General features: G+C 61.6%; 22 protein-coding genes and 1 riboswitch. Of the genes, 8 read left to right on the top strand and 14 right to left on the bottom strand.

Annotated elements, in window-relative coordinates:
- Nucleotides 1-9 precede the first annotated feature (9 nt).
- The gene (gene asd / locus AC06G5_RS02350; protein ID WP_413427576.1) at nucleotides 10-888 is read left to right on the top strand and encodes an archaetidylserine decarboxylase; all 879 of its coding nucleotides are present in this window, start codon (nucleotides 10-12) and stop codon (nucleotides 886-888) included.
- 115 nt (nucleotides 889-1,003) lie between these two features.
- On the opposite strand, the gene serB is transcribed toward asd, so the two are convergent.
- Entirely contained in the window at nucleotides 1,004-2,218 is a 1,215-nt protein-coding gene (serB, locus tag AC06G5_RS02345) for a phosphoserine phosphatase SerB (protein ID WP_413427575.1), read from the bottom strand.
- 135 nt (nucleotides 2,219-2,353) lie between these two features.
- On the opposite strand from serB, the gene AC06G5_RS02340 reads away from it, so the two are divergent.
- The gene (locus AC06G5_RS02340) at nucleotides 2,354-3,877 is read left to right on the top strand and encodes an AhpA/YtjB family protein (RefSeq protein ID WP_413427574.1); all 1,524 of its coding nucleotides are present in this window, start codon (nucleotides 2,354-2,356) and stop codon (nucleotides 3,875-3,877) included.
- A gap of 258 nt (nucleotides 3,878-4,135) precedes the next feature.
- On the opposite strand, the gene AC06G5_RS02335 is transcribed toward AC06G5_RS02340, so the two are convergent.
- From AC06G5_RS02335 to AC06G5_RS02295, 9 genes are all read right to left on the bottom strand, one after another.
- On the bottom strand, nucleotides 4,136-4,849 hold the full coding sequence (locus AC06G5_RS02335) for a PqiC family protein (protein WP_111284240.1): 714 nt from the start codon (nucleotides 4,847-4,849) through the stop codon (nucleotides 4,136-4,138).
- A 175-nt stretch (nucleotides 4,850-5,024) separates the two neighbouring features.
- On the bottom strand, nucleotides 5,025-7,292 hold the full coding sequence (gene parC, locus AC06G5_RS02330; RefSeq protein WP_057396215.1) for a DNA topoisomerase IV subunit A: 2,268 nt from the start codon (nucleotides 7,290-7,292) through the stop codon (nucleotides 5,025-5,027).
- Nucleotides 7,293-7,299: 7 nt separating this feature from the next.
- Nucleotides 7,300-7,824: a retropepsin-like aspartic protease family protein gene (locus tag AC06G5_RS02325; RefSeq protein WP_413427573.1), complete on the bottom strand. Its 525-nt coding sequence runs from the start codon at nucleotides 7,822-7,824 to the stop codon at nucleotides 7,300-7,302.
- A complete protein-coding gene (locus tag AC06G5_RS02320) occupies nucleotides 7,821-8,810 on the bottom strand; it encodes an esterase-like activity of phytase family protein (RefSeq protein ID WP_413427572.1) in 990 nt (329 codons plus the stop codon). The genes AC06G5_RS02325 and AC06G5_RS02320 overlap by 4 nt, the downstream gene beginning before the upstream one ends.
- Entirely contained in the window at nucleotides 8,810-10,714 is a 1,905-nt protein-coding gene (parE, locus tag AC06G5_RS02315; RefSeq protein WP_057396212.1) for a DNA topoisomerase IV subunit B, read from the bottom strand. Before parE ends, AC06G5_RS02320 begins: the two co-directional genes overlap by 1 nt.
- A 56-nt stretch (nucleotides 10,715-10,770) precedes the next feature.
- On the bottom strand, nucleotides 10,771-11,379 hold the full coding sequence (locus AC06G5_RS02310; protein ID WP_413427571.1) for a YqiA/YcfP family alpha/beta fold hydrolase: 609 nt from the start codon (nucleotides 11,377-11,379) through the stop codon (nucleotides 10,771-10,773).
- Nucleotides 11,380-11,528: 149 nt separating this feature from the next.
- Nucleotides 11,529-12,344, bottom strand: coding sequence for a 3',5'-cyclic-AMP phosphodiesterase (gene cpdA / locus AC06G5_RS02305; RefSeq protein WP_480458933.1), 816 nt, complete (start codon nucleotides 12,342-12,344; stop codon nucleotides 11,529-11,531).
- Nucleotides 12,345-12,456: 112 nt separating this feature from the next.
- On the bottom strand, nucleotides 12,457-12,909 hold the full coding sequence (locus AC06G5_RS02300) for a DUF1249 domain-containing protein (RefSeq protein ID WP_007977461.1): 453 nt from the start codon (nucleotides 12,907-12,909) through the stop codon (nucleotides 12,457-12,459).
- The gene (locus AC06G5_RS02295) at nucleotides 12,900-13,517 is read right to left on the bottom strand and encodes an NUDIX domain-containing protein (RefSeq protein WP_413427569.1); all 618 of its coding nucleotides are present in this window, start codon (nucleotides 13,515-13,517) and stop codon (nucleotides 12,900-12,902) included. Before AC06G5_RS02295 ends, AC06G5_RS02300 begins: the two co-directional genes overlap by 10 nt.
- A gap of 224 nt (nucleotides 13,518-13,741) precedes the next feature.
- On the opposite strand from AC06G5_RS02295, the gene AC06G5_RS02290 reads away from it, so the two are divergent.
- Nucleotides 13,742-14,488 (top strand): RsiV family protein, encoded by a 747-nt coding sequence (locus AC06G5_RS02290; protein ID WP_480458932.1) that lies wholly within the window; start codon nucleotides 13,742-13,744, stop codon nucleotides 14,486-14,488.
- On the opposite strand, the gene cytX is transcribed toward AC06G5_RS02290, so the two are convergent.
- Together cytX and thiC are read right to left on the bottom strand one after the other, a co-directional pair.
- Nucleotides 14,457-15,749: a putative hydroxymethylpyrimidine transporter CytX gene (cytX, locus tag AC06G5_RS02285; RefSeq protein ID WP_480458931.1), complete on the bottom strand. Its 1,293-nt coding sequence runs from the start codon at nucleotides 15,747-15,749 to the stop codon at nucleotides 14,457-14,459. The two genes, AC06G5_RS02290 and cytX, sit on opposite strands and share 32 nt — an antisense overlap.
- A 187-nt stretch (nucleotides 15,750-15,936) precedes the next feature.
- Nucleotides 15,937-17,826: a phosphomethylpyrimidine synthase ThiC gene (thiC, locus tag AC06G5_RS02280; protein WP_480458930.1), complete on the bottom strand. Its 1,890-nt coding sequence runs from the start codon at nucleotides 17,824-17,826 to the stop codon at nucleotides 15,937-15,939.
- A gap of 163 nt (nucleotides 17,827-17,989) precedes the next feature.
- A riboswitch (TPP riboswitch) is annotated at nucleotides 17,990-18,095 on the bottom strand.
- 205 nt (nucleotides 18,096-18,300) lie between these two features.
- Between thiC and AC06G5_RS02275 the strand changes: the two genes are divergently transcribed.
- Nucleotides 18,301-19,734: a TolC family outer membrane protein gene (locus AC06G5_RS02275; protein WP_413427566.1), complete on the top strand. Its 1,434-nt coding sequence runs from the start codon at nucleotides 18,301-18,303 to the stop codon at nucleotides 19,732-19,734.
- 59 nt (nucleotides 19,735-19,793) lie between these two features.
- On the opposite strand, the gene waaA is transcribed toward AC06G5_RS02275, so the two are convergent.
- Nucleotides 19,794-21,086 carry a lipid IV(A) 3-deoxy-D-manno-octulosonic acid transferase gene (waaA, locus tag AC06G5_RS02270; protein WP_413427565.1) on the bottom strand — a complete coding sequence of 431 codons (1,293 nt, stop codon included), beginning with the start codon at nucleotides 21,084-21,086 and terminating at the stop codon, nucleotides 19,794-19,796.
- A gap of 11 nt (nucleotides 21,087-21,097) precedes the next feature.
- Nucleotides 21,098-22,000 carry a LysR family transcriptional regulator gene (locus tag AC06G5_RS02265; RefSeq protein WP_413427564.1) on the bottom strand — a complete coding sequence of 301 codons (903 nt, stop codon included), beginning with the start codon at nucleotides 21,998-22,000 and terminating at the stop codon, nucleotides 21,098-21,100.
- 103 nt (nucleotides 22,001-22,103) lie between these two features.
- Between AC06G5_RS02265 and AC06G5_RS02260 the strand changes: the two genes are divergently transcribed.
- From AC06G5_RS02260 to AC06G5_RS02245, 4 genes are all read left to right on the top strand, one after another.
- Complete coding sequence (locus AC06G5_RS02260) at nucleotides 22,104-22,436, top strand: DMT family transporter (protein WP_007977444.1); 333 nt, start codon at nucleotides 22,104-22,106, stop codon at nucleotides 22,434-22,436.
- 122 nt (nucleotides 22,437-22,558) lie between these two features.
- A complete protein-coding gene (locus AC06G5_RS02255; RefSeq protein ID WP_480458929.1) occupies nucleotides 22,559-23,734 on the top strand; it encodes an NAD(P)/FAD-dependent oxidoreductase in 1,176 nt (391 codons plus the stop codon).
- The gene (locus tag AC06G5_RS02250) at nucleotides 23,731-24,543 is read left to right on the top strand and encodes an aldo/keto reductase (protein ID WP_413703679.1); all 813 of its coding nucleotides are present in this window, start codon (nucleotides 23,731-23,733) and stop codon (nucleotides 24,541-24,543) included. Before AC06G5_RS02255 ends, AC06G5_RS02250 begins: the two co-directional genes overlap by 4 nt.
- A 32-nt stretch (nucleotides 24,544-24,575) precedes the next feature.
- On the top strand, nucleotides 24,576-25,544 hold the full coding sequence (locus AC06G5_RS02245) for a metal ABC transporter ATPase (RefSeq protein ID WP_413423245.1): 969 nt from the start codon (nucleotides 24,576-24,578) through the stop codon (nucleotides 25,542-25,544).
- The last annotated feature ends 98 nt before the right edge of the window (nucleotides 25,545-25,642 follow it).

Here is a 25,642-nt window from a genome sequence, read left to right as displayed (position 1 = left end):
GGACAGTTAATGAACAAGCGTCTGTTTATCGTCAGCCAGTACCTGCTGCCTCACAACTTGCTCTCGCGACTGGCCGGCTGCATCGCCGAATGCCGCGTGCGCTGGTTCAAGAACGCCTTTACCGCCTGGTTCGCCAAGCGTTACCAGGTGGACATGTCCCAGGCGCTGGTCGAAGACCTGACCGCCTACGAGCACTTCAATGCGTTCTTCACCCGCGCACTGAAAGACGGTGCCCGCCCGCTGGACGAGACCCCGGGCGCGATCCTCAGCCCGGCCGACGGCGCGATCAGCCAGCTCGGCCCGATCGAGCACGGTCGTGTGTTCCAGGCCAAGGGCCACAGCTTCAGCGTGCTGGAACTGCTCGGTGGCGATGCGGCGAATGCTGCGCCGTTCATGGGTGGCGACTTCGCGACCATCTACCTGTCGCCGAAGGACTATCACCGCGTGCACATGCCACTGGCTGGCACCCTGCGCGAGATGATCTACATCCCGGGTCGCCTGTTCTCGGTCAACCAGACCACCGCTGAAAACGTTCCGGAATTGTTTGCCCGCAACGAGCGCGTGGCGTGCATTTTCGACACCGAGCGCGGCCCGATGGCCGTGGTACTGGTGGGCGCAATGATCGTGGCCTCGATCGAAACCGTCTGGGCGGGCCTGGTGACGCCACCGAAGCGCGAACTGAAAACCTTCCGTTACGACGAAGCCGCCCGCGCACCGATCCACCTGGAAAAGGGTGCGGAACTGGGTCGCTTCAAGCTGGGTTCGACCGCCGTCGTGCTGTTCGGGCCGGATCAAGTGAAGTGGGCTGAAGAAATGACCGCCGGTACAGCGGTGCAGATGGGTCAGGGCATGGGCTCACCAAAAGCCCGATATACACCGGCACTGTAACTGTAGGAGCGAGCTTGCTCGCGATGGTCGTCAACGATGACGCGGGCATTCTGAATGCACGCGTCGCTCTCAGGTTCATCGCGAGCGAGCTCGCTCCTACAGTTGTTTTACGGTGTCAGAGCTGGCCGTCGCGATCGCGCAAGCCCAGCAGATACAGCACACCATCCAGCCCCAGCGTCGAAATCGCCTGCTTGGCCGACTGCTTGACCAGCGGCTTGGCGCGGAACGCCACGCCCAACCCGGCAATCGCCAGCATTGGCAGATCGTTGGCACCGTCGCCGACCGCAATGGTCTGCTCCAGGCGCAAGCCTTCCTTGTGTGCCAATTCCTTCAACAAGTCCGCTTTGCGCTGCGCATCGACAATCGGCTCGACCGCCACGCCGGTGACTTTGCCGTCGACCACTTCCAGTTCGTTGGCGAACACGTAGTCGATGCCCAGCTTGGCCTGCAATTGCTTGGCAAAGTAAGTGAAGCCGCCCGACAGAATCGCAGTCTTGTAGCCCAGACGCTTGAGTTCGGCGAACAGGGTTTCCGCACCTTCGGTCAGGCGCAGCGAGGCGCCGATGGAATCCAGCACATTGACATCCAGCCCTTTGAGCAAGGCCAGACGTTCCTTGAAGCTGGCGCGGAAATCCAGCTCACCGGCCATTGCCCGCTCGGTGATTTCCGAAACCTTGTCACCCACACCGGCCGCCTTGGCCAGCTCATCGATCACTTCGGCTTCGATCAGCGTCGAGTCCATGTCGAACACCGCCAGGCGACGGTTGCGACGGAACAGCGAATCTTCCTGGAAGGCGATGTCGACATTCAGTTCCTGGGCAACGCTGAGGAATTCTGCCCGCAGCGCCTGCGGATCAGCCGCCTCGCCACGCACGGAAAATTCGATGCAGCCCTTGCCCTTGTCGGCCGGGGTGTCCAGCGGCATGCGCCCGGAAAGACGGTCGATGTGGTCAATGTTCAAGCCATATTTGGCGGTGATCGAGCTCACGGCCTGCAACTGCCCGGCTGTCACCTTGCGGGTCAACAGGGTCACGATGTGGCGCTTTTTGCCCTGGTTGCCGACCCACTGCTGGTAATCCTGTTCGGATACCGGCGTGAAACGCACCTGTTGATCGAGCTCATAGCCCTTGAACAGGATGTCCTTGAGCACGGACTTGCCTTGCTCGGTGTCAGGAATTTCAACCAGGATGCCGAACGACAAGGTGTCGTGGATCACCGCCTGACCGATGTCGAGAATGTTCACACCACCCTGGGCCAGAACGCCGGTAATGGCCGCAGTCAGACCCGGACGGTCCTCACCAGTGATGTTTATCAGGACGATTTCGCGCAAGGCGCACCCCCGCAGGTGGAAAAAAACCGCATTCTACCCACTTTCAGTGACCATCGGGCACCGTGAGCGCTTTGACGGTCTAGGGCCTGTCGCTATACTGCGCGTCAACTTCACGGACAAAAGAGCCGAGCTCAAGTGAACCGGCCCACGCCAGTAAAAACCGACAACTTCTTCCTGCTGATCTTCCGGGCACTGCGCCACCGCCGTGTACCGATTGCATTGCGCATTGCCAGCCATAACGTGATCCTGGTCGCCCTGGCCCTGGTCATCTATGCCGGTGTGATGGGCTTGCAGTTCAAGCAGGCCATGCACGAGCAGGCGGATGCGCTGGGCGAAAGCCTGACCACGCAGACGGCCACCTCGGCCACCGAGCTGTTGGTGTCCAACGACATCCTCAGCCTCAACGTGCTGCTCAACAACCTGACCAAGAACAAGCTGGTGGCCCACGCCGCCATCTACAGTCCGGACAACCGTATCCTCGCCGAGTCCGGCCAGCGCCCCAAGCATGGCCTGCTGGGCGAAGCCGAGGGCATGTACCAGAGCAAGATCACCTTCCAGGACGTGACCGCCGGGCAATTGCGCATCAGCCTGGACATGGACCAGTTCCAGCAGCCAATGACCATCAGCCTGCAAAGCATGGGTATCCTCAGCGCCATCCTGCTCGCCCTGTCTTTGGCCTTGAGCCTGCGCATGGGGCGTTATCTCTCCACGCCGCTGCTGCAACTGCGGGTGTGGCTGCGCAATATCGATGAATACACCCCGGCCACCGACCGCCAGGACGAAATCGGTGACCTGGCGCGCCAGCTGCACGCCAACTTCGCCCCGGAACCCGCCCCGGTGCCAGAACCGGAACTGGAACCGGAGATCGACGACGTCGATGACGAGGCCGACCCGGCCTTCGAAGTGCGCAACCTGCGCGATCCGAGCTTCGACGAAAGTCGCCCGGTAGCAGCGCTCAAGCCAGCGCCGCGGCAGATCGTCAGCACCGTCGAAGACGACGATGATGAGGACCCGTTCGCCGATCTGCGCGACGAATCGCTGGTCAGCAACCCGCAACCGGTCATTCGCCAGGCCACTCCGAGCGTGCCGCAACACAGCGCAGTGCTGGCAGTGCAACTGGGCTCCCAGGAACAACTGCGACGCCTGCCGCGGGCACGCCTGGAAGAACTGCTCGAACGCTATCGCGACTGTCTCGATCAGGCCGCGTCGTTGTATCAAGGTGAAGTGGAGACCTTGAACGATGGCAGCACCTTGATGCTGTTCCACACCGAAGACAGCGGCGACGATTACCTGACCAACGCCATTTGCTGTGGCGAGCTGCTGCGGGCCCTGGGCCACCAGTTGCAGATCGAAGTCGCGGACAGCGGCATCACCCTGCAATTGCAACTGGGCCTGACCCTCGGCGAAGAACTGTTCGGCCTGAGCCAGATCGACCTGCTGCTGACCGACTCCGCCCAGGACGCCCTGGCCCTGTCGCAACACAGCCGCAACCTGCTGCTGGTGGAGCGCAAGATCAGTGATGACGCGCTGATCCGCCAGCGTGCGCGGATCCGCCCGATTGCCAGCCCTGAAGGCGCGTGCTGCGTGGAGCGGTTGATGGAGCCGTATCCATCGATGCTTGAACGGCAATTGGCGCGGATGCACGAGCGCCGCGCTTAAGCCTCAGGCCCGGCCACAATAAAGCCCGCAGATGAGCGATCGTCTGTGGGCTTTTTTGTTGTCTGTTCTGGCCTATTCGCGAGCAAGCCCGCTCCCACAGTGTCCGTGTCGTACACAAATTATGTAAACACCCCCCGAACCTGTGGGAGCGGGCTTGCTCGCGAAGAGGCCAGGGCAGGCGATAAGAATCTCTGGTCTGTAGAAACTATAAAACCCGCACAGGGCGGGCTTTATATGGGCAACAGCTTCAGTCCAGACTTAGAAGCGGAACACTTCCATATCCGTACGAATAGGCGCGGCCATCGGGATCTTCGGCTGCTTTTCCTGCTCTACCGCAGGTGCTGCCGCCTTGGCTGCCGGCTTGCGCGGGACTTCGGCGATCGGCGGCTGGTTGGCCAGAGGCTTGATCGCCACCGACAGTTGCTCGGCCAGGCGTTGCAACAAAACGCCCTGTGCCTGGACCTGCGCCGCCGTACTACCGGCATGCTGTTCCTGCAAATGGATGATGCGGTTGTCGCGGACCTGCCCGCGACGGTCGATCAGGCGCCATTGCGCGTCGAGGATCGCCGGTTGTTTTTCACCCGAGTCCAGGCGTGTGATGGTCAGCAGCACCTGAACGTCCGGGGTGAAACCCACTGTCGCCGGAGCCAGCACTACGCGCTGGCTGTCCAGGCGACCTGAGACCTGACGCAGCAACAACTGATCGATATCCGACGAAAGGCTGCCAGCCCAACGACCATCGGTCGAGGCCTGCAGGCTGCCATCCGGCTGACGCTGCAACAGGGTTTCGCGTTGCAGGTAGTCGGCCACGGTGACCGGGCCCAACAATACCGCCATGCCTGCGTTCTGTGCAGGCTGAGCCGGATTTCCAGCATCCAGCTGGTACAACGACACCGGCTGGTGAACGCTGCAACCCGCCAGGCCAAGAACGCCGGCGAGCATGAGAATAAAAGGAAGGCGCAGAGCAGTCATCGTCCCATCCAGGTGATCGCCAAAAGGCTGACCACAGTGAAAATACTCAACAAATATTAAAAATGCGCGGCTACGCCGACGCTTGAAAGGCCATATCATCCGTGAATATGCGTTCCGACTCCAGCGCAAAGCGCCGAACTACGGGTTAAATCGTAGTTCGGCGCTTCTAAGTCGCCTAATTGAGGTTTTCGACGAGCAGCGCATCCACCCGCTGGAAGCCACGAGGCAACTTGTTGCCCCGACGACCGCGTTCACCCTTGTAGTGCTCGAGGTCGTCCGCTTTCAGCGACAAGGTACGTTTCCCGGCCTGCAACACCAGTGTTGCACCGTCCGGCAATACGGCGATGTCCGTCACATACTCTTCGCGACTGGCCACTCGTTCACCAGGAATCCCGATGATCTTGTTGCCTTTGCCCTTACCTAATTGTGGCAGGTCGCTGATCTTGAAGATCAGCAGGCGACCTTCGGTCGTCACCGACGCCAGCCAGTTCTGTTCACGGTCGGCCACGGGACGCGGCAGCATGACCTTGGCATTGTTCGGCAGGCTCAACAAGGCCTTGCCTGCCTTGTTCTTGGCCTGCAGGTCCTCACCCTTGACCACGAAACCGTAACCGGCGTCGGAGGCGATCACGTACAGCGCATCGTCTTCCGGCATCAGCACACATTCGAAACTCGCCCCTGGCGGCGGCGTCAGGCGACCGGTCAGCGGCTCGCCCTGGCCACGGGCCGACGGCAAGGTGTGGGCGGCCACCGAGTAACTGCGGCCGGTGGAGTCGATAAACACGGCAAACTGGTTGGAGCGCCCGGCTGCCAACGCCTTGAAACCGTCCCCGGCCTTGTAGGAAAGCCCGGTGGCATCGATCTCGTGGCCTTTGGCGGAGCGAATCCAGCCTTTTTCCGACAGCACGACCGTCACTTTCTCGTTCGGCAGCAGATCGTGCTCGGTCAGGGCCTTGGCCTCGGCACGCTCGACAATAGGCGACCGGCGGTCATCGCCGTAGGTTTCAGCGTCCTTGATCAGCTCGCTGCGCACCAGTTTTTTCAGCTTGGCTTCGCTGCTCAGCAGGGCTTGCAGCTTGGCTTGTTCCTTGAGCAGTTCATCCTGCTCGGCACGCAGCTTCATCTCTTCCAGTCGCGCCAACTGACGCAGACGGGTGTCGAGGATGTAGTCGGCCTGGATTTCGCTCAGGGCGAAGCGTTCGATCAACCTGGCCCGTGGCTGCTCCTCGGTACGGATGATGTGGATCACTTCATCCAGGTTGAGATAGGCAATCAACAGGCCGTCCAACAGGTGCAGGCGACGCTCGACCTTGTCGAGGCGGAATTGCAGGCGACGACGCACGGTCTGCACCCGGAACTCCAGCCATTCGACAAGTAGCGCGCGCAGGTTTTTCAGCTGCGGCTTGCCATCCAGGCCGATGATGTTGATGTTGACCCGGTAGCTCGACTCCAGCTCGGTGCTGGCGAACAGGTGCTGCATCAGTGCATCGTGGTCGAAGTTTTTCCGGGCACCCGGGATGATCACGATCCGGCACGGGTTTTCGTGGTCGGACTCGTCACGCAGGTCGGCAATTTGCGGCGCCTTGGACGGCTTGGCCTGCATCATCGCGGCGATCTGTTCCAGCACCTTGGCGCCCGAAACCTGATGCGGCAGCGCGGTGACGATGATATCGCCGTCTTCGATGTGATACACGGCGCGCATGCGCACGGAACCGCGACCGGTTTCGTAGATTTTCAGCAAGTCGGCGCGTGGGGTGATGATTTCCGCTTCGGTCGGGTAGTCCGGGCCCTGGATGTGTTCACAGAGCTGTTCGACCGTGGCCTTGGGCTCGTCGAGCAAGCGCACGCAGGCGGTGGCGACTTCGCGCAGGTTGTGCGGCGGAACGTCGGTGGCCATGCCCACGGCGATACCGGTGGTGCCGTTGAGCAGAATGTTCGGCAGACGGGCAGGCAAGACCAGCGGCTCGTCCAGCGTGCCGTCGAAGTTCGGTCCCCAGTCCGCCGTGCCCTGGCCCAGCTCGCTGAGCAGCACTTCGGAATAACGCGACAGCCGCGCTTCGGTGTAACGCATGGCGGCGAAGGACTTGGGATCATCCGGCGCACCCCAGTTACCCTGGCCGTCGACCAGCGTGTAGCGATAGCTGAACGGCTGGGCCATCAACACCATGGCTTCGTAGCAGGCCGAGTCGCCGTGGGGGTGGAACTTGCCGAGCACGTCACCGACGGTACGCGCCGACTTCTTGTGCTTGGAATCGGCGTCCAGCCCCAGCTCGCTCATGGCGTAGACGATACGCCGCTGTACCGGTTTCAGACCGTCGCCGATATGCGGCAAGGCACGGTCCATGATCACGTACATGGAGTAGTTGAGGTAGGCATTTTCGGTGAAGTCAGCCAGTGACCGGCGTTCTACACCGTCCAGGCTGAGATCAAGGGAGTCGCTCATGCGGGCCTCATCGGTTCGTTGTCTGGCGCAGCAGCATGGTGCCACCGCGCTGGGTAAATTCAAGTTTGTTCAGTGCGCTCATGCCGAGCAACACCTGATCGCCATGCAGCCCCGGGGCCACCAGTGCGCGTACATCCCGCAGCACGATGTCGCCCAGTTGCAAGCGTTCGATACGAGTGCGATAGCCCTGGCTCAGGCCATTGGCCGTGCTCAGGGTCACGCCGAAACCTTCTTCGAGCTTCAAGCGCCTGGCCAGGTCCGCCGGGATCGACACGTCGGTCGCCCCGGTGTCGAGCATGAAGTCCACCGGCTGGCCGTTGATCTGGCCGCTGGCGACGAAATGCCCTTGTACATTGCTGACCAGTTTCACCTCAATGAAACCTTCGCCCTGCTGCGAACTGACCACCACATTCGGATTTTGCTGACGCGCTTCCCACTGGCCGAAAAACCGCGTGGCCAGAAACAGCGCCGCACACCAGGCCAGCACCATAAACACCCGGCCGATGCGCTGCCCCGGCGACTGTTGCCTCACAGCCTGGCACTCCAGCCACCTTCCGGTGCGGCGAAACGCCAGACCACCGGACGCACTTCACCATCGGCGCGCGGACCGAAGTTATTGTCGACACCGATCCAGGCGCCATTGGCATCCACGATCAACGCCTCTTCCAATCCGTAGTTCTGTGGATAACGACGGTTGTCCTGCAACAACTCGGCGGCGTACGACCAGCAGCGCTCGACCTTGGCCGTCTGCGAATCCCGGCGACAGATCTGGTAGGCATTGCGTTCAAGGGTGAACAGCTTGCCGTTGAACAGCGACAGGTCAGAGAAGTCCCGCGGCACAGCTTTTGCGTGGGGGAACTGCTCGGGCTGCATTTCCATGCCAGCCTCGCTCAGCAGTACGCAGCCACCGTCGCAATCCCACACTGTCTGTTTGCGCTTGATCATCAGCAGTCCGCGACCTTGACGTTCGGCGGCGAGCCACATCTGATCGCCCGCCAGATTGATCGCCAGCCCTTCGAACAGTGCGTTGAACTGCAACAACAGACCACTGGCCCGCGCCTCGCGAACCAGCATCGGCGAAATCTTCAGCCAGACGGCAGGCCCCGTTGGCGGCACCTGCAACACAGCGGCATGGCCTTCGCTGACCACGTAACGGTTACCGGCGCCGTCGCAGGTGATGCCCTCGAAGTCCAGATCGCCGCCACGCACGAACGCAGCCCCCCAGACACGAGACTTCAGCCCCCAGGGCAAGCCGCTGTCAGGCACCGGTGGTACATCAATGTGCACCGCTTCGGCCTGCCAGGTAGATTCGCTGGTATCCAGGCGATAGATCTGATCATCGTCGCGGTCGGAAACCGCCCACAGCTCATTGCCGCACTGCGCCAGCCCGGACAGGTTGCCGCCGCGCATGCCGTCCACGACATGCCCGGACAACAGGCGCAACTGTGGCGCCGGCCCGGCGGATACCGTGATCGACGTCAGCAGCAACCCACAGCCCAGGGCAAAGCCCAGACGCATCAGCCCAGAACCTCGGCCAGGTTGCCCTTGGACTCCAGCCAGGTCTTGCGGTCGCCGGCGCGCTTCTTCGCCAGCAGCATGTCCATCATTTCCGAGGTAGCCTCGAAATCCTCAAGGGTCAGCTGCACCAGGCGCCGGGTGTTCGGATCCATGGTGGTCTCACGCAGCTGCGGCGGGTTCATTTCGCCCAGACCCTTGAATCGTGTGACTTGCGGCTTGCCGCGCTTCTTCTCGGCCACCAGGCGATCAAGAATGCCATCACGTTCGGCTTCATCCAGGGCGTAGTAGATTTCCTTGCCCAGGTCGATGCGGTACAGCGGCGGCATGGCCACGTAAACGTGACCGGCATCCACCAACGGGCGGAAATGCTGGACGAACAAGGCACACAGCAAGGTCGCGATGTGCAGACCATCGGAGTCGGCGTCGGCGAGGATGCAGATCTTGCCGTAGCGCAACTGGCTCATGTCGGCCGCACCCGGATCGACACCGATCGCCACCGCGATGTTGTGCACTTCCTGGCTGGCCAGCACTTCACTGCCGTCGACTTCCCAGGTATTGAGGATCTTGCCGCGCAACGGCAGGATCGCCTGGAACTCTTTGTCCCGCGCCTGCTTGGCCGAGCCGCCGGCGGAATCACCTTCCACCAGGAACAGCTCGGAACGCATCGGGTCCTGCCCGGCACAGTCGGCCAGTTTGCCCGGCAGCGCCGGGCCCTGGGTAATGCGTTTACGCTCGACCTTCTTGCTCGCCTTGAGGCGACGGCCGGCGTTGTTGATCGCCAGCTCCGCCAGCAGCATGCCGGTTTCCGGGTTGGCGTTGAGCCACAGGCTGAACGCATCCTTGACCACACCGGAGACAAACGCCGCCGCTTCACGGGACGACAGGCGCTCCTTGGTCTGGCCGGAGAATTGCGGTTCCTGCATCTTCATCGACAAAACGAAGGCAATGCGCTCCCAGACGTCCTCCGGGGCCAGCTTCACGCCGCGCGGCAACAGGCTGCGGAATTCGCAGAATTCGCGCATGGCGTCGAGCAAGCCCTGACGCAAACCGTTGACGTGAGTACCGCCCTGGGCCGTAGGGATCAGGTTGACGTAGCTTTCCTGGACCGCGTCGCCACCTTCCGGCAGCCACAGCAGCGCCCAATCCACCGCTTCCTTGTTACCGGCCAGGCTGCCGCAGAACGGCTCGTCCGGCAGGCGCTCGAATTCGCTGACCGCATCCACCAGATAGGAACGCAGGCCGTCTTCGTAATGCCACTCGACTTTCTCGCCGGTAGCCTTGTCTTCAAAGCTGACCAGCAGCCCCGGGCACAACACGGCCTTGGCCTTGAGCACGTGCTTGAGGCGGCTGATGGAGAATTTAGGGGAGTCGAAGTATTTCGGATCCGGCGCGAAGAACACGCTGGTACCGGTGTTGCGTTTGCCGACAGTGCCGACGATTTCCAGCTCGGTGGCCTTGTAGCCATCCTTGAAGGTCATCTGGTATTCGTTGCCGTCACGCTTGACCCGCACCCGCACTTCGGTGGACAAGGCGTTGACCACGGAAATGCCCACCCCGTGCAAACCGCCGGAGAACTGGTAGTTCTTGTTGGAAAACTTGCCACCAGCATGAAGCTTGGTAAGGATCAACTCGACGCCCGACACACCTTCCTCGGGGTGAATGTCCACCGGCATGCCACGGCCGTCATCGCTGACTTCCAGGGAATGGTCGGCATGCAGGATCACCTGCACCGAACTGGCATGCCCGGCCAGGGCTTCGTCGACACTGTTGTCGATGACTTCCTGGGCAAGGTGGTTCGGCCGACTGGTGTCGGTGTACATGCCGGGGCGTTTGCGCACCGGGTCGAGGCCCGAGAGGACTTCGATGGCGTCTGCGTTATAAGAGCTAGCGCTGGGAGTGGCCATGGGGTCTCGTCGTCAGTGTTGCGTGAAAAAAGAAATCCATGAAAACAGGCATCGCATCAAAGCGATGTGAAATCAATTGCCTGATACAAATCGGCGCCAATGCCGGCAAAACTCAGCATGGCCGGCAGGCGCGCGGCAAAACCCTGGAAACCGTGGTCACCGCCGGCCTGGATGCGCAAGGCGCATGCCCGGTAATACTGCTGGGCGAGGCGATAGTCCAGCGTTTCGTCAGCTGTCTGCAACCATACCTGATAACGCTGCGGATCCTGGGGCGCCGGCACTTCCAGCCCGGCCAGGGCCGTCACGTGGTCGTGGGTCAACTCCCAGGTCTCTTCGGTATACAGGTTTTTCTGCGTCCCGAGATGGCCGTCGAACATCCGGTGCGGGCTGACGGCAGGGTTGATCAACAGGGCCTTCAATCCAAGGCGCTCGGCCAGGTGAGTGGCATAGTAGCCGCCGAGCGAGCTGCCGACCAGCAGTGGCCGCCCCAGCTCGGCAATCGCCTGCTCCAGTTGCGCGATTGCCTGGCGCGGGTGATGGTGCAACGCCGGAACGCGCAAGTGTTCGCTCAGGCCCAGACGCTCCATCACGTCAATCAACTGGCAAGCCTTCTTCGACAACGGCGAGCTGTTGAAGCCGTGGATATAAAGGATCGAACCGGACATTTGAGCTCCCTGTGCGTCGGCTAAAGAGGCGGAGTTTACTGTAGGAGCGAGCTTGCTCGCGATGGTCGTCAACGATAACGGTACAAACCTGGCGCCCCGCGGCGCTCTCAGGTTAATCGCGAGCAAGCTCGCTCCTACAGACGGGTGCTTCAGTAACCGTTGGAACCGTAATCCACAGTGAAATCAAACCCGGTAACCCGCTCCACCCCGGTTTCCAGCCGCCCGTCGGGCAGCAGTCGCAACCAGCGATACCCCGGCGCTTGCTCGCCGACCTTGAAGTCCTCGCTGCCCGGCTCGAACTGGATGCAGGTCGAGGGCGAGGCGATCAGACGCACGTCGTTACGCAACTGGTCGATTTCCTGATGCACATGCCCCCACAACACGGCCCGCACCTGTGGAAAGCGGTCCAGCACGGAGAACAGCGCCTCGGGATTGCGCAAGCCGATCGGTTCCATCCAGGCGCAACCAATGGACACCGGGTGATGGTGGAAGCACACCAGATGATGACGATCCGGCGCTTCGCTCAGCGAGCGGGCGAGCAACTGCAACTGTTCGTCCTGCAAATAACCTGGCACCGAGCCGGGCACCGCCGAATCGAGCAACGTGACCCGCCAGTTGCCGATATCCACCACCGGTTCGAGCAGAGCACTCTGCACCGCCGCCTCGGCCATGATCTGCGGCTCATCGTGATTGCCGGGAATCCAGCGCGCCGGCGCATCGAGCTGGCGCGTCAGGTCACGAAACTGCCGGTAGGACTCCAGCGTCCCGTCCTGGGACAGATCACCCGTGGCCAGGATCAAGTCAATCCGCGGCTGTTGCGCGCGCACCAGTTCGATGACCTTTTGCAGGCTGTCGCGGGTGTTCATGCCCAGCAACGTGCCGTCCGCTTCGGCAAACAGATGGCTGTCGGAGAGTTGCACCAGCAACGCCGGATCGGCGGTGGTCAATGTGGATACGCTCGGCAAGGCGTTCTCCCAGGGCGTGATCACGGGGATGGGTAAGTGCCGCAATTATGCTGGGGGATGACCGAAAGGGGAAACTGTTGAACCTGACGCAGTTCACAACTGCGTTGCTCGCTCAACGGACAACTTCGTACTCATGCCCCAGCGCCAGGCAATGGCTCAGCCATTCGCCCAGAAACATGTTCAGTTGGGCCTTTTCGTCCGGCTGGTGCATCGAGGCGTTCGGGTAAGGGTAGATACCGCGAAAGCGTCGCGCATGTTCGGCGCTGACCACTTCAGCCATGCGCGCGTCGTGATAGACCTGTACTTCCAGTTGCGGTACCGGCAGCCACGGCAGGCTGTGTTCCTGACGCACTTGCAGGGTCGTGGTGTAAGGACAGGTCAACAACACTTCCAGCGCCAGCACACCCAGCATCTGGTCGCCATGGGTCACGGCGATGCGCCGCGCGGCAGGCTCGCTGCGCATGTCCGGCAGCAGTCGCATCAGGCGCGCGTAGTTCGCCTCGCAGGACGCTTGCAGCCCCACCAAGTCCACCCGATAGCGATCGCGCAGCTTGTTTACGACCATAACCCCCTCACTTCAACGCGGTTCAAAGCCAGCCATTGCAAGGCAATGATGCTCGCCGCGTTGGCAATACGCCCGTCGCGCACGGCTTGCAGGGCATCATCGAAAGCCCAGACCGTAACGCGGATGTCTTCTGCCTCTTCTTGCAGCCCATGCAGGCCGCCCACCCCGGTAGTGTCACAGCGCCCCAGGTACAAATGCACGAATTCGTTGCTGCCGCCCGGCGATGGAAAGTATTTGAGCATCGGCCAGAGTGCCCCGATCACAAGCCCAGCTTCCTCCTGCGCTTCGCGGTGAGCAACTTCTTCCGGTATTTCATCCTTGTCGATCAGACCAGCGACCAGTTCGATCAGCCACGGATTGTCGGTCTTGCCCATGGCACCAACGCGAAACTGCTCGATCAGCACCACTTCATCGCGCTGCGGGTCGTAAGGCAGCATGCATACCGCGTCATGGCGAACGAACACTTCACGATTGATTTCGCGGCTCATGCCCCCAGCGAACAATTCGTGGCGCAAGTGCACGCGTTCGAGTTTGTAGAAGCCCTCGTAGCACTTTTCGCGCCGCACGATATCAACGGCGGTCGGAATGGCGTTGGCAAAATCCGTCATGACAATCCTCTTTTACTGCAAATCCTGTTCGAGGCTGCTTTTTCCTGGGCCTCGACTTCGCGCCATCCTAACGCGCCCGTGACGTTTGATGCAGCCCCTTTCCCGTCAGCGGGATGGACGGTGAGAGCGAAACCCACTCTAATTAGCTTAGTGGCGAACTGATTGCTTTGTTGAGAGTCGAAGCCGGTATCTTTTTGCCTTCCCCTGTTTCAGAAAGGACGCACATGTCGCTTTTCAAAATTGCCTCCGTGGCCGCTATCGCCCTGACCCTGGGCGCTTGCGCGAGTCTGTTCCAGCCCAACTACCGCACGCCCCTGGAAACCACCCGCGACGCCTCCGAGCAGCTCAAGCCCGGTTGCAGCAGCCCGGATTGCCCACTGGTCAATATCGACACCCTACACTTCCCGGCCGAGCCTGCACTGGATGGCATCATCGAAAAACGCCTGCTGCAGATGACCCGCACCTCGCCCGACGCGCCAGTCGCCCCGACCCTGGCAGCCTATCGCGAAGAGTTTTTGCGCACCGCCGGCCCGCGCAACAGCAGCTATCTGCAAGCGAAGGTACGCGAGCAGCATGACGGCTTGGTGATCGTCGAGTTGTCCAGCTACCTGGACACTGGCGGTGCCCATGGCACGCCAGGCCGGGGTTTTATCAACTATTCGCGCCAGCAGCATAAAGTGCTGACGCTGTCGGACATGCTGGTGCCGGGGCAGGAAGATGCGTTCTGGAAAGCGGCACAGGTAGCGCACAACAGCTGGTTGATCAGCACCAAGCTCGATCAGGAACCGGAGTTCGTGAAGAACTGGCCGTTCCAGAAAACCCAGAACGTGGCGCTGACCTACGGCGGGGTGATCCTCAAGTACGAAACCAGCAGCATTGCGCCTTACGCGCTGGGCCACGTCGAACTGAAGATCCCCTACCCTCGCCTGAACGGCATCATCAAGCCCGAGCTGTTTCCCGGCCGTAGCTGAAGGCCCGACCCAGTACCAGTTGCAGCAACCCTGCCAGGATCAGCGCCGGCAGGGTGGCGCCGACATCCGGGTACAGGTTGGCCAGCAAATGATAGGTGCTGATCCCGCCCAGCCAGGCGAGCAGCGCCGGCCAGCGCAGTGCAGTCGAGGCGACCTGGCCACTGCGCTTGCGCAGGATGAAGTGGTCCACCAGCACCACGCCGAACAATGGCGCAAACACCGAACCGATCAGCAGCAGGAAGTTCTGGTACTGGGCCAATGGCGCCAGCAGGGCAATCAACGTGCAGATTACGCCGATAGCCAGGGCCAGATGCTCGACTTTGGCGCGCAACAGAATCCCGCTGGACACCGCCGCCGAGTGAATATCGGCAAAGGCGTTTTCCGATTCGTCCAAAAGAATCAGCAGCAGCGGAATCCCCAGGCCGGCACCGGCCAGCGCCAGCAGCAAGGCATTGACTTCACCGCTCGGCGCGAACGCCAGAGTGTAGGCCACGCCCAGGCCCATCAGCCAGAAATTGCCAATGAAGAAACCAATGGCGGTGCCACCGAAGACGTTTTTCGCCCGCTTGCCGAAGCGTGAATAGTCGGCAATCAGCGGCAACCACGACAGCGGCATGGCAATGGCGATGTCGAAACCCACGGCAAACGGCATCGAACCGTCACCGGCCTGGGCCCACAACGCAGCCAGGTCGGCCTTGGCGAACAGGTTCCAGGTCAGCCAGGTGCACGCGGCCAGCAGCAGCCAGATGCCCCACTTGCGCAGGATCTGCCGGACGAAAGTCAGCGGACCGCTGACCGCCAGCAAGGTCGCCAGTGCGCCGAAGAACAGTGTCCACAAAAGCGGATTGGACAGCAGGCTGCCTTCGCTGAACGCTTTGGCGCCCAACAGGCTGGCGGCATCGCGCATGACGATGATTTCGAACGAACCCCAGCCGATCAGTTGCAGCAGGTTCAGCACCGCCGGCAGGCTCGCGCCCTTGGTACCAAGGCTGAGCTTGAGCGCGGCCATCGACGACAGGCCGGTGTCGCTGCCGATCACCCCGACTGCCGCCAGCAGCAGAACGCCGACCAGGGTGCCGAGAAAAATCGCCAGCAACGAGCCGGACAGGCCCAGACCTGGCGCGAGCAAGGCACCGGTCTGCAGGACCATCAGGCCAATGCCGAGGGAGAACCATAGGGAAAACAGATCGCGACCGCCGAACACACGCTTGTCGGTCGGCACCGCGATGTCAGGTGAATAAGTACTCGGTTGAATGCTCAAGGTGTTATCTCAGAGGAATATGTTTTGTCATTGAGAGTTTCGCTGTCTGATCTGGCGCTTTCGCGAGCAAGCCCGCTCCCACATTTGGCCTCTGTCATACACAAAATCTGTGTTCACAGGAGATCAAATGTGGGAGCGGGCTCGCTCGCGAAGGCGGCGCCACAGGCACCGCCAATCCCGGATCAGATCAAACTTTCTGATACAGCTGACTGCCTTCCTGCTTGAAGCGCTCGGCCTGTTCGGCCATGCCCTGGGCGACGTCCACGTCGACCGCTTCGATCCGTTGGTTGGCCGCATATTCGCGGACTTCCTGGGTGATTTTCATCGAGCAGAACTTCGGTCCGCACATCGAGCAGAAGTGCGCGACCTTGGCCGAATCCTTCGGCAGGGTTTCATCGTGATACGAACGGGCGGTGTCCGGATCGAGACCCAGGTTGAACTGGTCTTCCCAACGGAACTCGAAGCGCGCCTTGCTCAAGGCATTGTCGCGGATCTGTGCACCCGGATGCCCCTTCGCCAGATCGGCGGCATGTGCTGCGATCTTGTAGGTGATGATCCCGGTCTTCACGTCATCCTTGTTCGGCAGGCCCAAGTGTTCCTTCGGCGTCACGTAGCAGAGCATGGCGCAGCCGAACCAGCCGATCATCGCCGCACCGATGCCGGAGGTGATGTGGTCGTAGCCCGGCGCAATGTCGGTGGTCAGCGGGCCGAGGGTGTAGAACGGCGCCTCGTCGCAGCACTCGAGCTGCTTGTCCATGTTCTCTTTGATCAACTGCATCGGCACGTGGCCAGGGCCTTCGATCATGCACTGCACGTCATGCTTCCAGGCAATCTTGGTCAGCTCGCCGAGGGTCTCCAGTTCGCCGAACTGCGCCTCGTCGTTGGCGTCGGCAATCGAGCCCGGACGCAGGCCATCGCCCAGCGAGAAGCTGACGTCGTAGGCCTTCATGATTTCGCAGATGTCTTCGAAATGGGTGTAGAGGAAGTTCTCCTTGTGGTGTGCCAGGCACCACTTGGCCATGATCGAGCCACCACGGGAGACGATGCCGGTGACGCGCTTGGCGGTCATCGGTACGTAGCGCAACAGCACGCCGGCGTGGATGGTGAAGTAGTCGACGCCCTGCTCGGCCTGTTCGATCAGCGTGTCGCGGAACAGCTCCCAGGTCAGGTCTTCGGCCACGCCGCCGACTTTTTCCAGGGCCTGGTAGATCGGCACGGTACCGATCGGCACCGGCGAGTTGCGGATGATCCACTCGCGGGTTTCGTGGATGTGCTTGCCGGTGGACAGGTCCATGACCGTGTCCGAACCCCAGCGAATGCCCCAGGTCAGTTTCGCCACTTCTTCTTCGATGGACGAACCCAGGGCGCTGTTGCCGATGTTGCCGTTGATCTTCACCAGGAAGTTACGGCCGATGATCATCGGTTCCAGTTCGGTGTGGTTGATGTTGGCCGGAATGATCGCGCGGCCGCGGGCGATTTCGTCACGGACAAATTCAGGGGTGATGATTTTCGGCACGCTGGCGCCGAAGCTGTGGCCGGCGTGCTGCTGGTCCAGCAGGCCGGCGGCGCGGGCCACTTCCAGCTTCATGTTTTCGCGGATGGCGACGTATTCCATCTCGGTGGTGATGATGCCTTTGCGCGCGTAGTGCATCTGGCTGACGTTGGCACCCGGCTTGGCGCGGCGCGGGTTGTTGACGTGAGCGAAGCGCAGCTTGGTCAGCTCCGGATCGGCAAGGCGCTCCTGGCCGAAATTCGAGCTCAGGCCACTCAGGCGCTCGGTATCGCCACGGGATTCGATCCACGGCGAACGCACGTCGGCCAGGCCTTTGCGCACATCGATGATGACATTGGGGTCGGTGTACGGGCCCGAGGTGTCGTACACCACCACCGGCGCGTTGACCTCGCCACCGAAGTCGGTCGGCGTCACGTCCAGGCTGATTTCGCGCATCGGCACGAGGATGTCGGGGCGCGTGCCCTGAACATAGATTTTTTGCGAGCGGGTAAACGGCTGAACCGATTGCTGATCGACCTTGGCCGAGTCACTCAGGTTGGTGGCGATTTTTGCTTTTGTAGTCATCACGGGCTCTCCAGACAGCATCCAGGCAGTGGATTTTTGTCGGAGCGAACCTGTAAACGAATGGACGCACGGCGCTGGGAAAACCAGCTGTGCTGTGCTCAGTGCTCGAGGGGTGTTCGATTGTCGAACAACATCCCGGACGAAGCACAAGAGGACTCGCCGGGTGACGAGAAATCTTGTTCCCTACGCAGGCGCTAACCTGATCAGGTTCAACGGGATCCGAAATTATTCGATCTCAGCCTCATAGCAAGGCACCCCGACAAGAACCCGGCCAGTCTAGACACAACTGGCGAAGAACGCCAACCCCACTGCAAACACCATGATGAATGGCGTAATTGCACGCAGTATCAGGATTGTTGCCGCCCGAATGCACAACTACACTCGCTACGCTGAGTCGCGCATTGACGCTGCCAAGGCAGCGCCTTAGCCTTGGCGCTCAAATTACCTGTGTAATATCAAATCTAGGGAACGTCTATGCTGCGCAAACTCTCACTGGCCCTTGCCGTGTCTTGTGCGTCCAATGGAATGGCCTGGGCAGCAGATGCGCCCTTATCGAACAAGACGGACCTCGTCAGCGTTTATCAGGAAGCCGTCAACAACAACGCCGACCTGGCAGCTGCGATCGCCCAATACGGCGCGCAGAAGGAAGTCGTACCCCAGGCCCGCGCCGGGTTGCTGCCGAACCTCTCGGGCGGGGCGAATATTTCCGAGGTGCGTACGTCGCTCGATCAGCCGTCCGCCACCACCAACCGCGATGCGCATTCGTACCAGGCCACTCTGGCGCAACCCTTGTTCCGCGCCGATCGCTGGTTCCAGTTCCAGGCCGCCAAGGAAGTCAACGAACAGGCCGCCCTGCAACTCTCGGCGACCGAGCAGAACCTGATCCTGCAAACCGCTCAAAGCTATTTCAACGTGCTGCGCAGCCAGGACAACCTGGCCTCGACCAAGGCCGAAGAAGCGGCGTTCAAACGCCAGCTCGACCAGTCCAACGAACGTTTCGATGTCGGGCTCTCGGACAAGACCGACGTATTGAACTCGCAAGCCAGCTACGACACCGCACGCGCCAACCGCATCGTTGCCCAGCGCCAGGTGGACGACGCCTTTGAAGCCTTGATCACCCTGACCAACCGCCAGTACAACTCGATCTGGGGCATCAGCCATAACTTGCCGATCCTGCCGCCAGTACCGAACGACGCCAAGGCCTGGGTCGAAACGGCAGGCAGGCAGAACCTCAATCTGTTGGCCAGCAACTATGCCGTCAGCGCCGCCGAGCAAACCCTCAAGCAGCGCAAGTCCGGGCACTTGCCAACGGTTGACGCGATAGCCAAGTACGAGAAAGGCGACAACGACGCACTGGGCTTCAGCAACCCGAACAACCAGCCAATACCCTACGGTGGCGACGTCTCGCAAACGACCGTTGGCCTGCAACTGAACATCCCGATCTACAGCGGTGGCTTGATCAACTCCCAGGTGCGTCAATCGTATGCGCAACTGGACCAGACCGAGCAGCAGCGCGAGTCCCTGCGCCGGCAGGTCGTGGAAAATACCCGCGACCTGCACCGCGCGGTGAACACCGATGTCGAGCAGGTACAGGCGCGCAAGCAATCGATCATCTCCAACCAGAGCGCGGTGGAAGCAACCGAAGTCGGCTATCAGGTGGGTACGCGAAACATCGTCGACGTGCTGGATGCGCAGCGTCAGCTGTACACCTCGGTACGCGACTACAACAACACCCGCTACGACTACATCCTCGACAACCTGCGCCTGAAGCAACAGGCCGGCACGTTGAATCCGGGGGATCTGCAAACCCTGGCACGCTGGCTCAACCCCAACTACAACCCGGACAAGGACTTCCTGCCACCGGATCTGGCCAAGGCTGCGGAGGAGCAGTTGAAAGCGAGACCTTGACCATCAGATTTCAAGACAGCACAAACCTTGTGGGAGCGAGCTTGCTCGCCCCCACAGGATCAGCGGCGAACTGAAGACCTGTCGATCAACCGCCCCAACCCGTCCAGCAACCGCTGCAGCGCCCCCTGATTGGTGCGCATCACCTTCAACCCGGCCTCTGCCATGCGCTGCGCATCGCGCGGCAGTTCAAACAGCCGCTGCACCGCCACCGCCAGCCCTTCGGCATCCTCCACTTCCTGCAACGCCCCGGCACTGCGCAACTGCGTGGCGATTTCGAGGAAATTGAAAAGATGCGGCCCGCTCAGCACCGGCTTGGCGAGTGCCGCCGGCTCCAGCAGGTTATGCCCGCCATTCGGAACCAGGCTGCCGCCGACGAAAGCACTGTCAGCCAGGGCGTAGAGAAACAGCAACTCGCCCATGGTGTCGCCAAGCAACACTGAAGTATTTGCACTGACCGCATCGCCGCTGGAACGCCGAACCGTGGCAAAGCCTTGTTGCTGGCACAACCCGTACACCGAATTGAAGCGCTCCGGATGACGCGGCACCAGAATCAGCAAGGCATCGGGGTGACTGGCCAACAACTGACGATGGGCCGCCAGCACGACCTCGTCTTCGCCGTCATGGGTACTGGCCGCAATCCACACCGGTCGCTCCAGCGCCTGCCATTGCCCGCGCAATTGGCTGGCGCGCTCAAGCAGTTGCGGGTCGATGGTCAGGTCGAACTTGATCGAACCGGTCACTTCGACGGTTTCCGCCCGCGCGCCCAGGTCGCGAAAGCGTTGGGCTTCGGCTTCGGTCTGCACCGCGAACAGGCTCATCTCGGCCAGCATTGGCTGGGTCAGCTTGCGGAACCGGCCGTAGCCCCTGGCCGAACGTTCGGACAGCCGCGCATTGGCCAACGCCACGGGAATCCCGCGCTTGGCACATTGATGGATATGGTTGGGCCACAGTTCGGTTTCCATGATCACCGCCAGTTTCGGCTGCACCCGATCGAGCAAGCGTCGGGCGGCGCAAGGCAGGTCGTAAGGCAGATAGCAGTGCTGGATGCGCGGCTCATTGGCGAACAGCGCCAAGATCCGTTCCGAACCGGTCGGCGTCATGCAGGTCACGGTAATCGGCAGATCCGGATAACGCGCCAGCAAGGCGCGGATCATCGGTGCGGCAGCAATGCTTTCGCCCACCGACACGGCGTGCACCCAGATGCCGCCCGGTTTCATCGCCGGCATCCCATAGGAGAAACGCTCGCCGATGCGCCTGGCATACGCCGGCGCCTTGCGCGCGCGCAGCCAAAGCCGAATCGCTACCAATGGCAGCCCCAGATAAAACAGCGCGGTGTAGAGAGTTCTATTCATGGCGGCGGAGTTTATCGGCTTTTTTCGCCAATCGTCTGCAAGTGCACGGCAAAACGTTCGGCGAGCCAGCGCGCGGCCGGACCGAGCGGTTCATCCCGGCGCCATACCAGCTCCACCACCAGGGCCGGCGGGGTCCATTCGCTGGCCAGTTCGACCATCTGATTCTGATAAGTCGGGTACTGCACCACGTGGCGTGGCAACCAGGCCCAGCCGAGGCCGCGCACCAGCCATTCCGCCATCACATAGAAACTGTCCGCGCGCCAGACTTGCGGGCTGGCGGGATCACTGCCGGGATAAATGCTCGACTCCGTGGACATCAGCAACTGCCGATGCTGCGCCAGTTGCTGGCCGTCCACTGAGCCTTTGCGCGCCAACGGATGATCCTTGCCGCACACCGTGACCATTTCCACGCTGCCCAGTACCCGCCGCTCAAGCGCCTCGGGAATCTGATCGTGAAAGAACAGCAGCCCCAGATCGGCGCGCCGCTCCACCAGCTTACGCGCGACATCGCCCTGGGCGGCGCTGGTCAGTTGCACCTCAAGGCTGGGGAATTTTTCCGCCAGGGCCTCGAAGCTTTCGATGATCGGCTGATACGGCATCGCTTCATCCTGCGCCACCCGCAGTCGTGCCTCTTGCCCGCGCATCATTGCCAATGCCCGACCATTGAGTCGTTCGCACTGGCGCAATACTTCCCGCGCTTCATCCAGCAACGCCGTGCCGGCTTCGGTGAGTTTCGGCTGACGGCCGCTGCTGCGGTCGAACAGGCTGACGCCCAGGTCTTCTTCCAGCATCGCAATCGAGCTGCTGACTGCCGACTGCGCCTTGCGCTGGTCCCGCGCCACGGCCGAAAACGAACGCTGCTCCGCTACGCTGACAAACAACCGCAGCTGCTCCAGATTCCATTGCATGCTCATGGCTCAACCCATCTTCTATTCAGATAGGTAATGACTTTACCGCATCTGGAAACTCACTAGAATGCCGACCTCAGAGAGCAACACTTCACACGAGGATTGACCCATGACCGCTTACTACTACCTGGCCATAGCCATCTGCGCCGAAGTGATTGCCACTGTTTCGATGAAAGCCGTCAAAGGCCTCAGCACCCCGCTGCCCTTGGTGCTGGTCATCCTCGGCTACGGGATTGCCTTCTGGATGCTGACCCTGGTGGTGCGCAGCGTTCCGGTGGGCGTGGCGTATGCCGTATGGGCCGGCATGGGGATCGTGATGGTCAGCGTCGCGGCACTGTTTATCTATGGGCAGAAGCTGGACGTGCCGGCGATGCTGGGGATGGCGTTGATCGTGCTGGGCGTCGTGGTCATCCAGCTCTTCTCCAAAACTGCGGGGCATTAAGTCCGAAGCACCATTCATTGTGGGAGCGAACCTGCTCGCTCCCACAGGTTTTGTACTCCAGTAAATCCCCTCCACTTCGAGTCTGTATACTGCGCCCTCGTCTTGAACACAGAGGTCGCTGCATGCCATCCGTTATTTCCACCGACGTTCTGATTGTCGGCGCTGGTGTCGCCGGCCTCTGGCTGAATGCGCGCCTGCGCCGCCAGGGTTTTTCGACCGTGCTGGTGGAAAGCGCCAGCCTCGGCGGCGGGCAGAGTGTGAAGTCCCAGGGCATCATCCACGGCGGTGCCAAATACGCGCTGCACGGCGCCCTGACCGGGGCCTCGGAAGCCATCGCCGACATGCCGCGCCGTTGGCGCGAAGCCCTGGCGGGCAATGGTGAGCTGGATCTGTCCGGCGTGCGTTTGTTGTCCGAAGCCCATTACCTCTGGTCCCCCGGCACCCTCGCCGGCAACCTCACCAGTTTCTTTGCCAGCAAAGCGGTGCGCGGTCGCGTCGATCAGGTCAAGGGCGAGCAATTGCCGCCAGCCCTGCAAGACAAGCGCTTCAAGGGCAAGGTCTATCGCCTGGCGGAATTGGTGATCGATGTGCCGAGCCTGATCCAGCGCCTGGCCGATCTGGCGGGAGATGGCTTGCTCGCCGGGCAGAACATCGAGCCATTGCTGGAAAACGGTGAGCTGGTCGGCTTGAAAGTCGACGAGCGCCAGATCCGCGCCCAGCGCATCGTGCTCAGCGCCGGCGCCGGCACCGCCGACCTGCTCACCGCGCTCGGCCTGAGCCAGCCGGCCATGCAGCGCCGACCACTGCACATGATCATCGCCAAAGGCCCGGGCCTCAAGCCACTGTACGCCCACTGCCTGGGCGGCGGCACCAAACCGCGCCTGACCGTGACCACCCACCCGGCCGCCGATGGTCAATGGGTCTGGTACCTGGGCGGCGACATCGCGGAAGCCGAAGGCGTGGCCCGCGAGCCCGCCGAGCAAATCGCTACCGCCCGCAAAGAGCTTGGCCAGTTGCTGCCGTGGATCGATCTGAGTAGCGCGCAATGGGCGACCCTGCGGGTCGATCGCGCCGAACCGCTGCAATCGGGGTTGACCCGCCCGGATAACGCCTTCCTCGCCGAACAGGATCGCCTGCTGGTGGGCTGGCCAACCAAACTCGCCCTGGCGCCGGACTTCGCCGACCGGGTCATTGCCAGCCTGACCCGCGACGGTATCCAGCCAAGCCACCCGGCAGCGCTGCCTGAACTGCCGAAGCCGCCAATGGGCGTACCTGCCTGGGAGCAACTGCTGCCATGAGCCAACCGACCCTGCACGACTTGCATCGCCCGTTGGGCAGCACCGGCCTGCTGGTTTCACCCCTGGGCCTGGGCACGGTGAAACTGGGCCGCGACCAGGGAGTGAAGTACCCCAACGGCTTCCAGATCCCCGATGACGATGAAGCACGCATGCTGCTCAAGCTCGCCCGCGACCTGGGCATCAACCTGATCGACACCGCCCCGGCCTATGGTCGCAGCGAAGAACGCCTCGGCCCGTTGCTGCGCGGCCAGCGTCAGGATTGGGTGATTGTCAGCAAGGTGGGCGAAGAGTTCGCCGACGGCCAGTCCCGTCACGATTTCAGCGCTGCGCACACGCGAATGTCGGTGGAGCGCAGCCTGCAACGCCTGGAAACGGACTTCATCGATCTGGTGCTGGTGCACTCCGATGGTAACGACCTGGCGATCCTCAATGACAGCGAAGTCTACGAAACCCTCGCCGAGCTCAAGGCCGAAGGCAAGATTCGCGGTTTCGGTTTTTCCGGCAAAACCGTCGACGGCGGCCTGAAGGCGCTGGAGCAAGGCGATTGCGCGATGGTCACCTACAATCTGAACGAGCAGAACGAGAAGGCCGTCATTGACTATGCTGCTGCACACGGCAAAGCCATTCTGGTCAAAAAAGCCCTCGCCAGTGGTCATGTATGCCTGAGTCCGGGCGTGGATCCGGTGCGCGCCAGTTTCGAGCTGTTGTTTGAACATCCGGGTGTTGCCAGCGCTATTGTCGGAACCATCAATCCGCTGCACCTCGCCCACAATGTCGCGACCGTTGCCCAGGTCCTACGTAGCCACTGATGCCGCCCACGCGGCCTTAAGCAGGAGCCGACATGCCGCGCACGCTCATAAGAAAGAACCCGAGCAACTTCAAGACCCTGCCGTTATTCGTCGAAGCGACTCCCGAAGGCCTGGCTTATCAGAGCGTCGGCAGGCCGCTGAATTTCTCCCAGACCCTGCAACGTCGTCGGCCGGTAACGGTCGGCGACAGCGAACGGTTTGCCCTGGAGCTGGCCAATCTCGGGGTTTCGGTGCGCCTGACCCTGCATTGGCAGAATCGTGACTATTGGGTGCTGGTGCGCCAGCGTCGGCAGGACCGCGGCGATGTGGTGCTCAAGCTGATCTCCGGATACGTGCCGGCCCATGAACTGAACCTGCCCTTGCACACAGCGATCCAGGAGATTGCCGAAGAATGCCTGCTGGAAACCCCCGAAGGCTGGCTCGGCGGGCGGTTCAATGACACCTGGCTGCCGACACCCTACTCGGCCGCCCTGCATTACCGTGAAGCCCTGCCATTTCGCTTGTCGCCACTGTCCGGCTCGGCGCGGCCGGTACGTTGCGCCAATCTGATGCTGATGGAGCGTCCGCGGGCTTATGTGCATTTGCCAACGGCGTCACTGCAACTGATTTACGACTTGCGCCTGGACGTTCCCAAGGAAGCCAAATCCCTGAGCCTGTTCCATGTCGATGAAAGACTGGAAGGCGATCAACTCGTCGCCCGTCTCGACCGCAAACGACCCGATCTGTACTTGATGCCCTTGCAGGACGGCCACCCGATGGCTGAGCTCTACACCTTGAAAAAGGATCAGCTGTACCCGGCCAGCACGCGCGGCCTGTACCTGGCCGAGAGTTTTGCCCGACAGGAAGGCTGGCTGGTGCGCGATGAACGAATTCGCTGGAAGGACTGGGTGAGGCAGCAAGGCTTGACCCCGCCGGGGAAGGATTCGGGGCTGGCGCGGTTGCGCGGGAGGGCAAAACTGCTTCTGAAGAAGATCGTGCCGCGTAAAAAGGTCAGCTCCTGAAGGTGCCCACATAACCCTGTAGGAGCTGGCTTGCCAGCGATGGACTCAAGGACGCCGCATCTGTTCAATGGATTAGCGTCATCGTTAACGACCATCGC

Source organism: Pseudomonas sp. WT-JTC (assembly GCF_056711565.1).
This window is presented reverse-complemented; position numbering and strand designations above follow the sequence as displayed.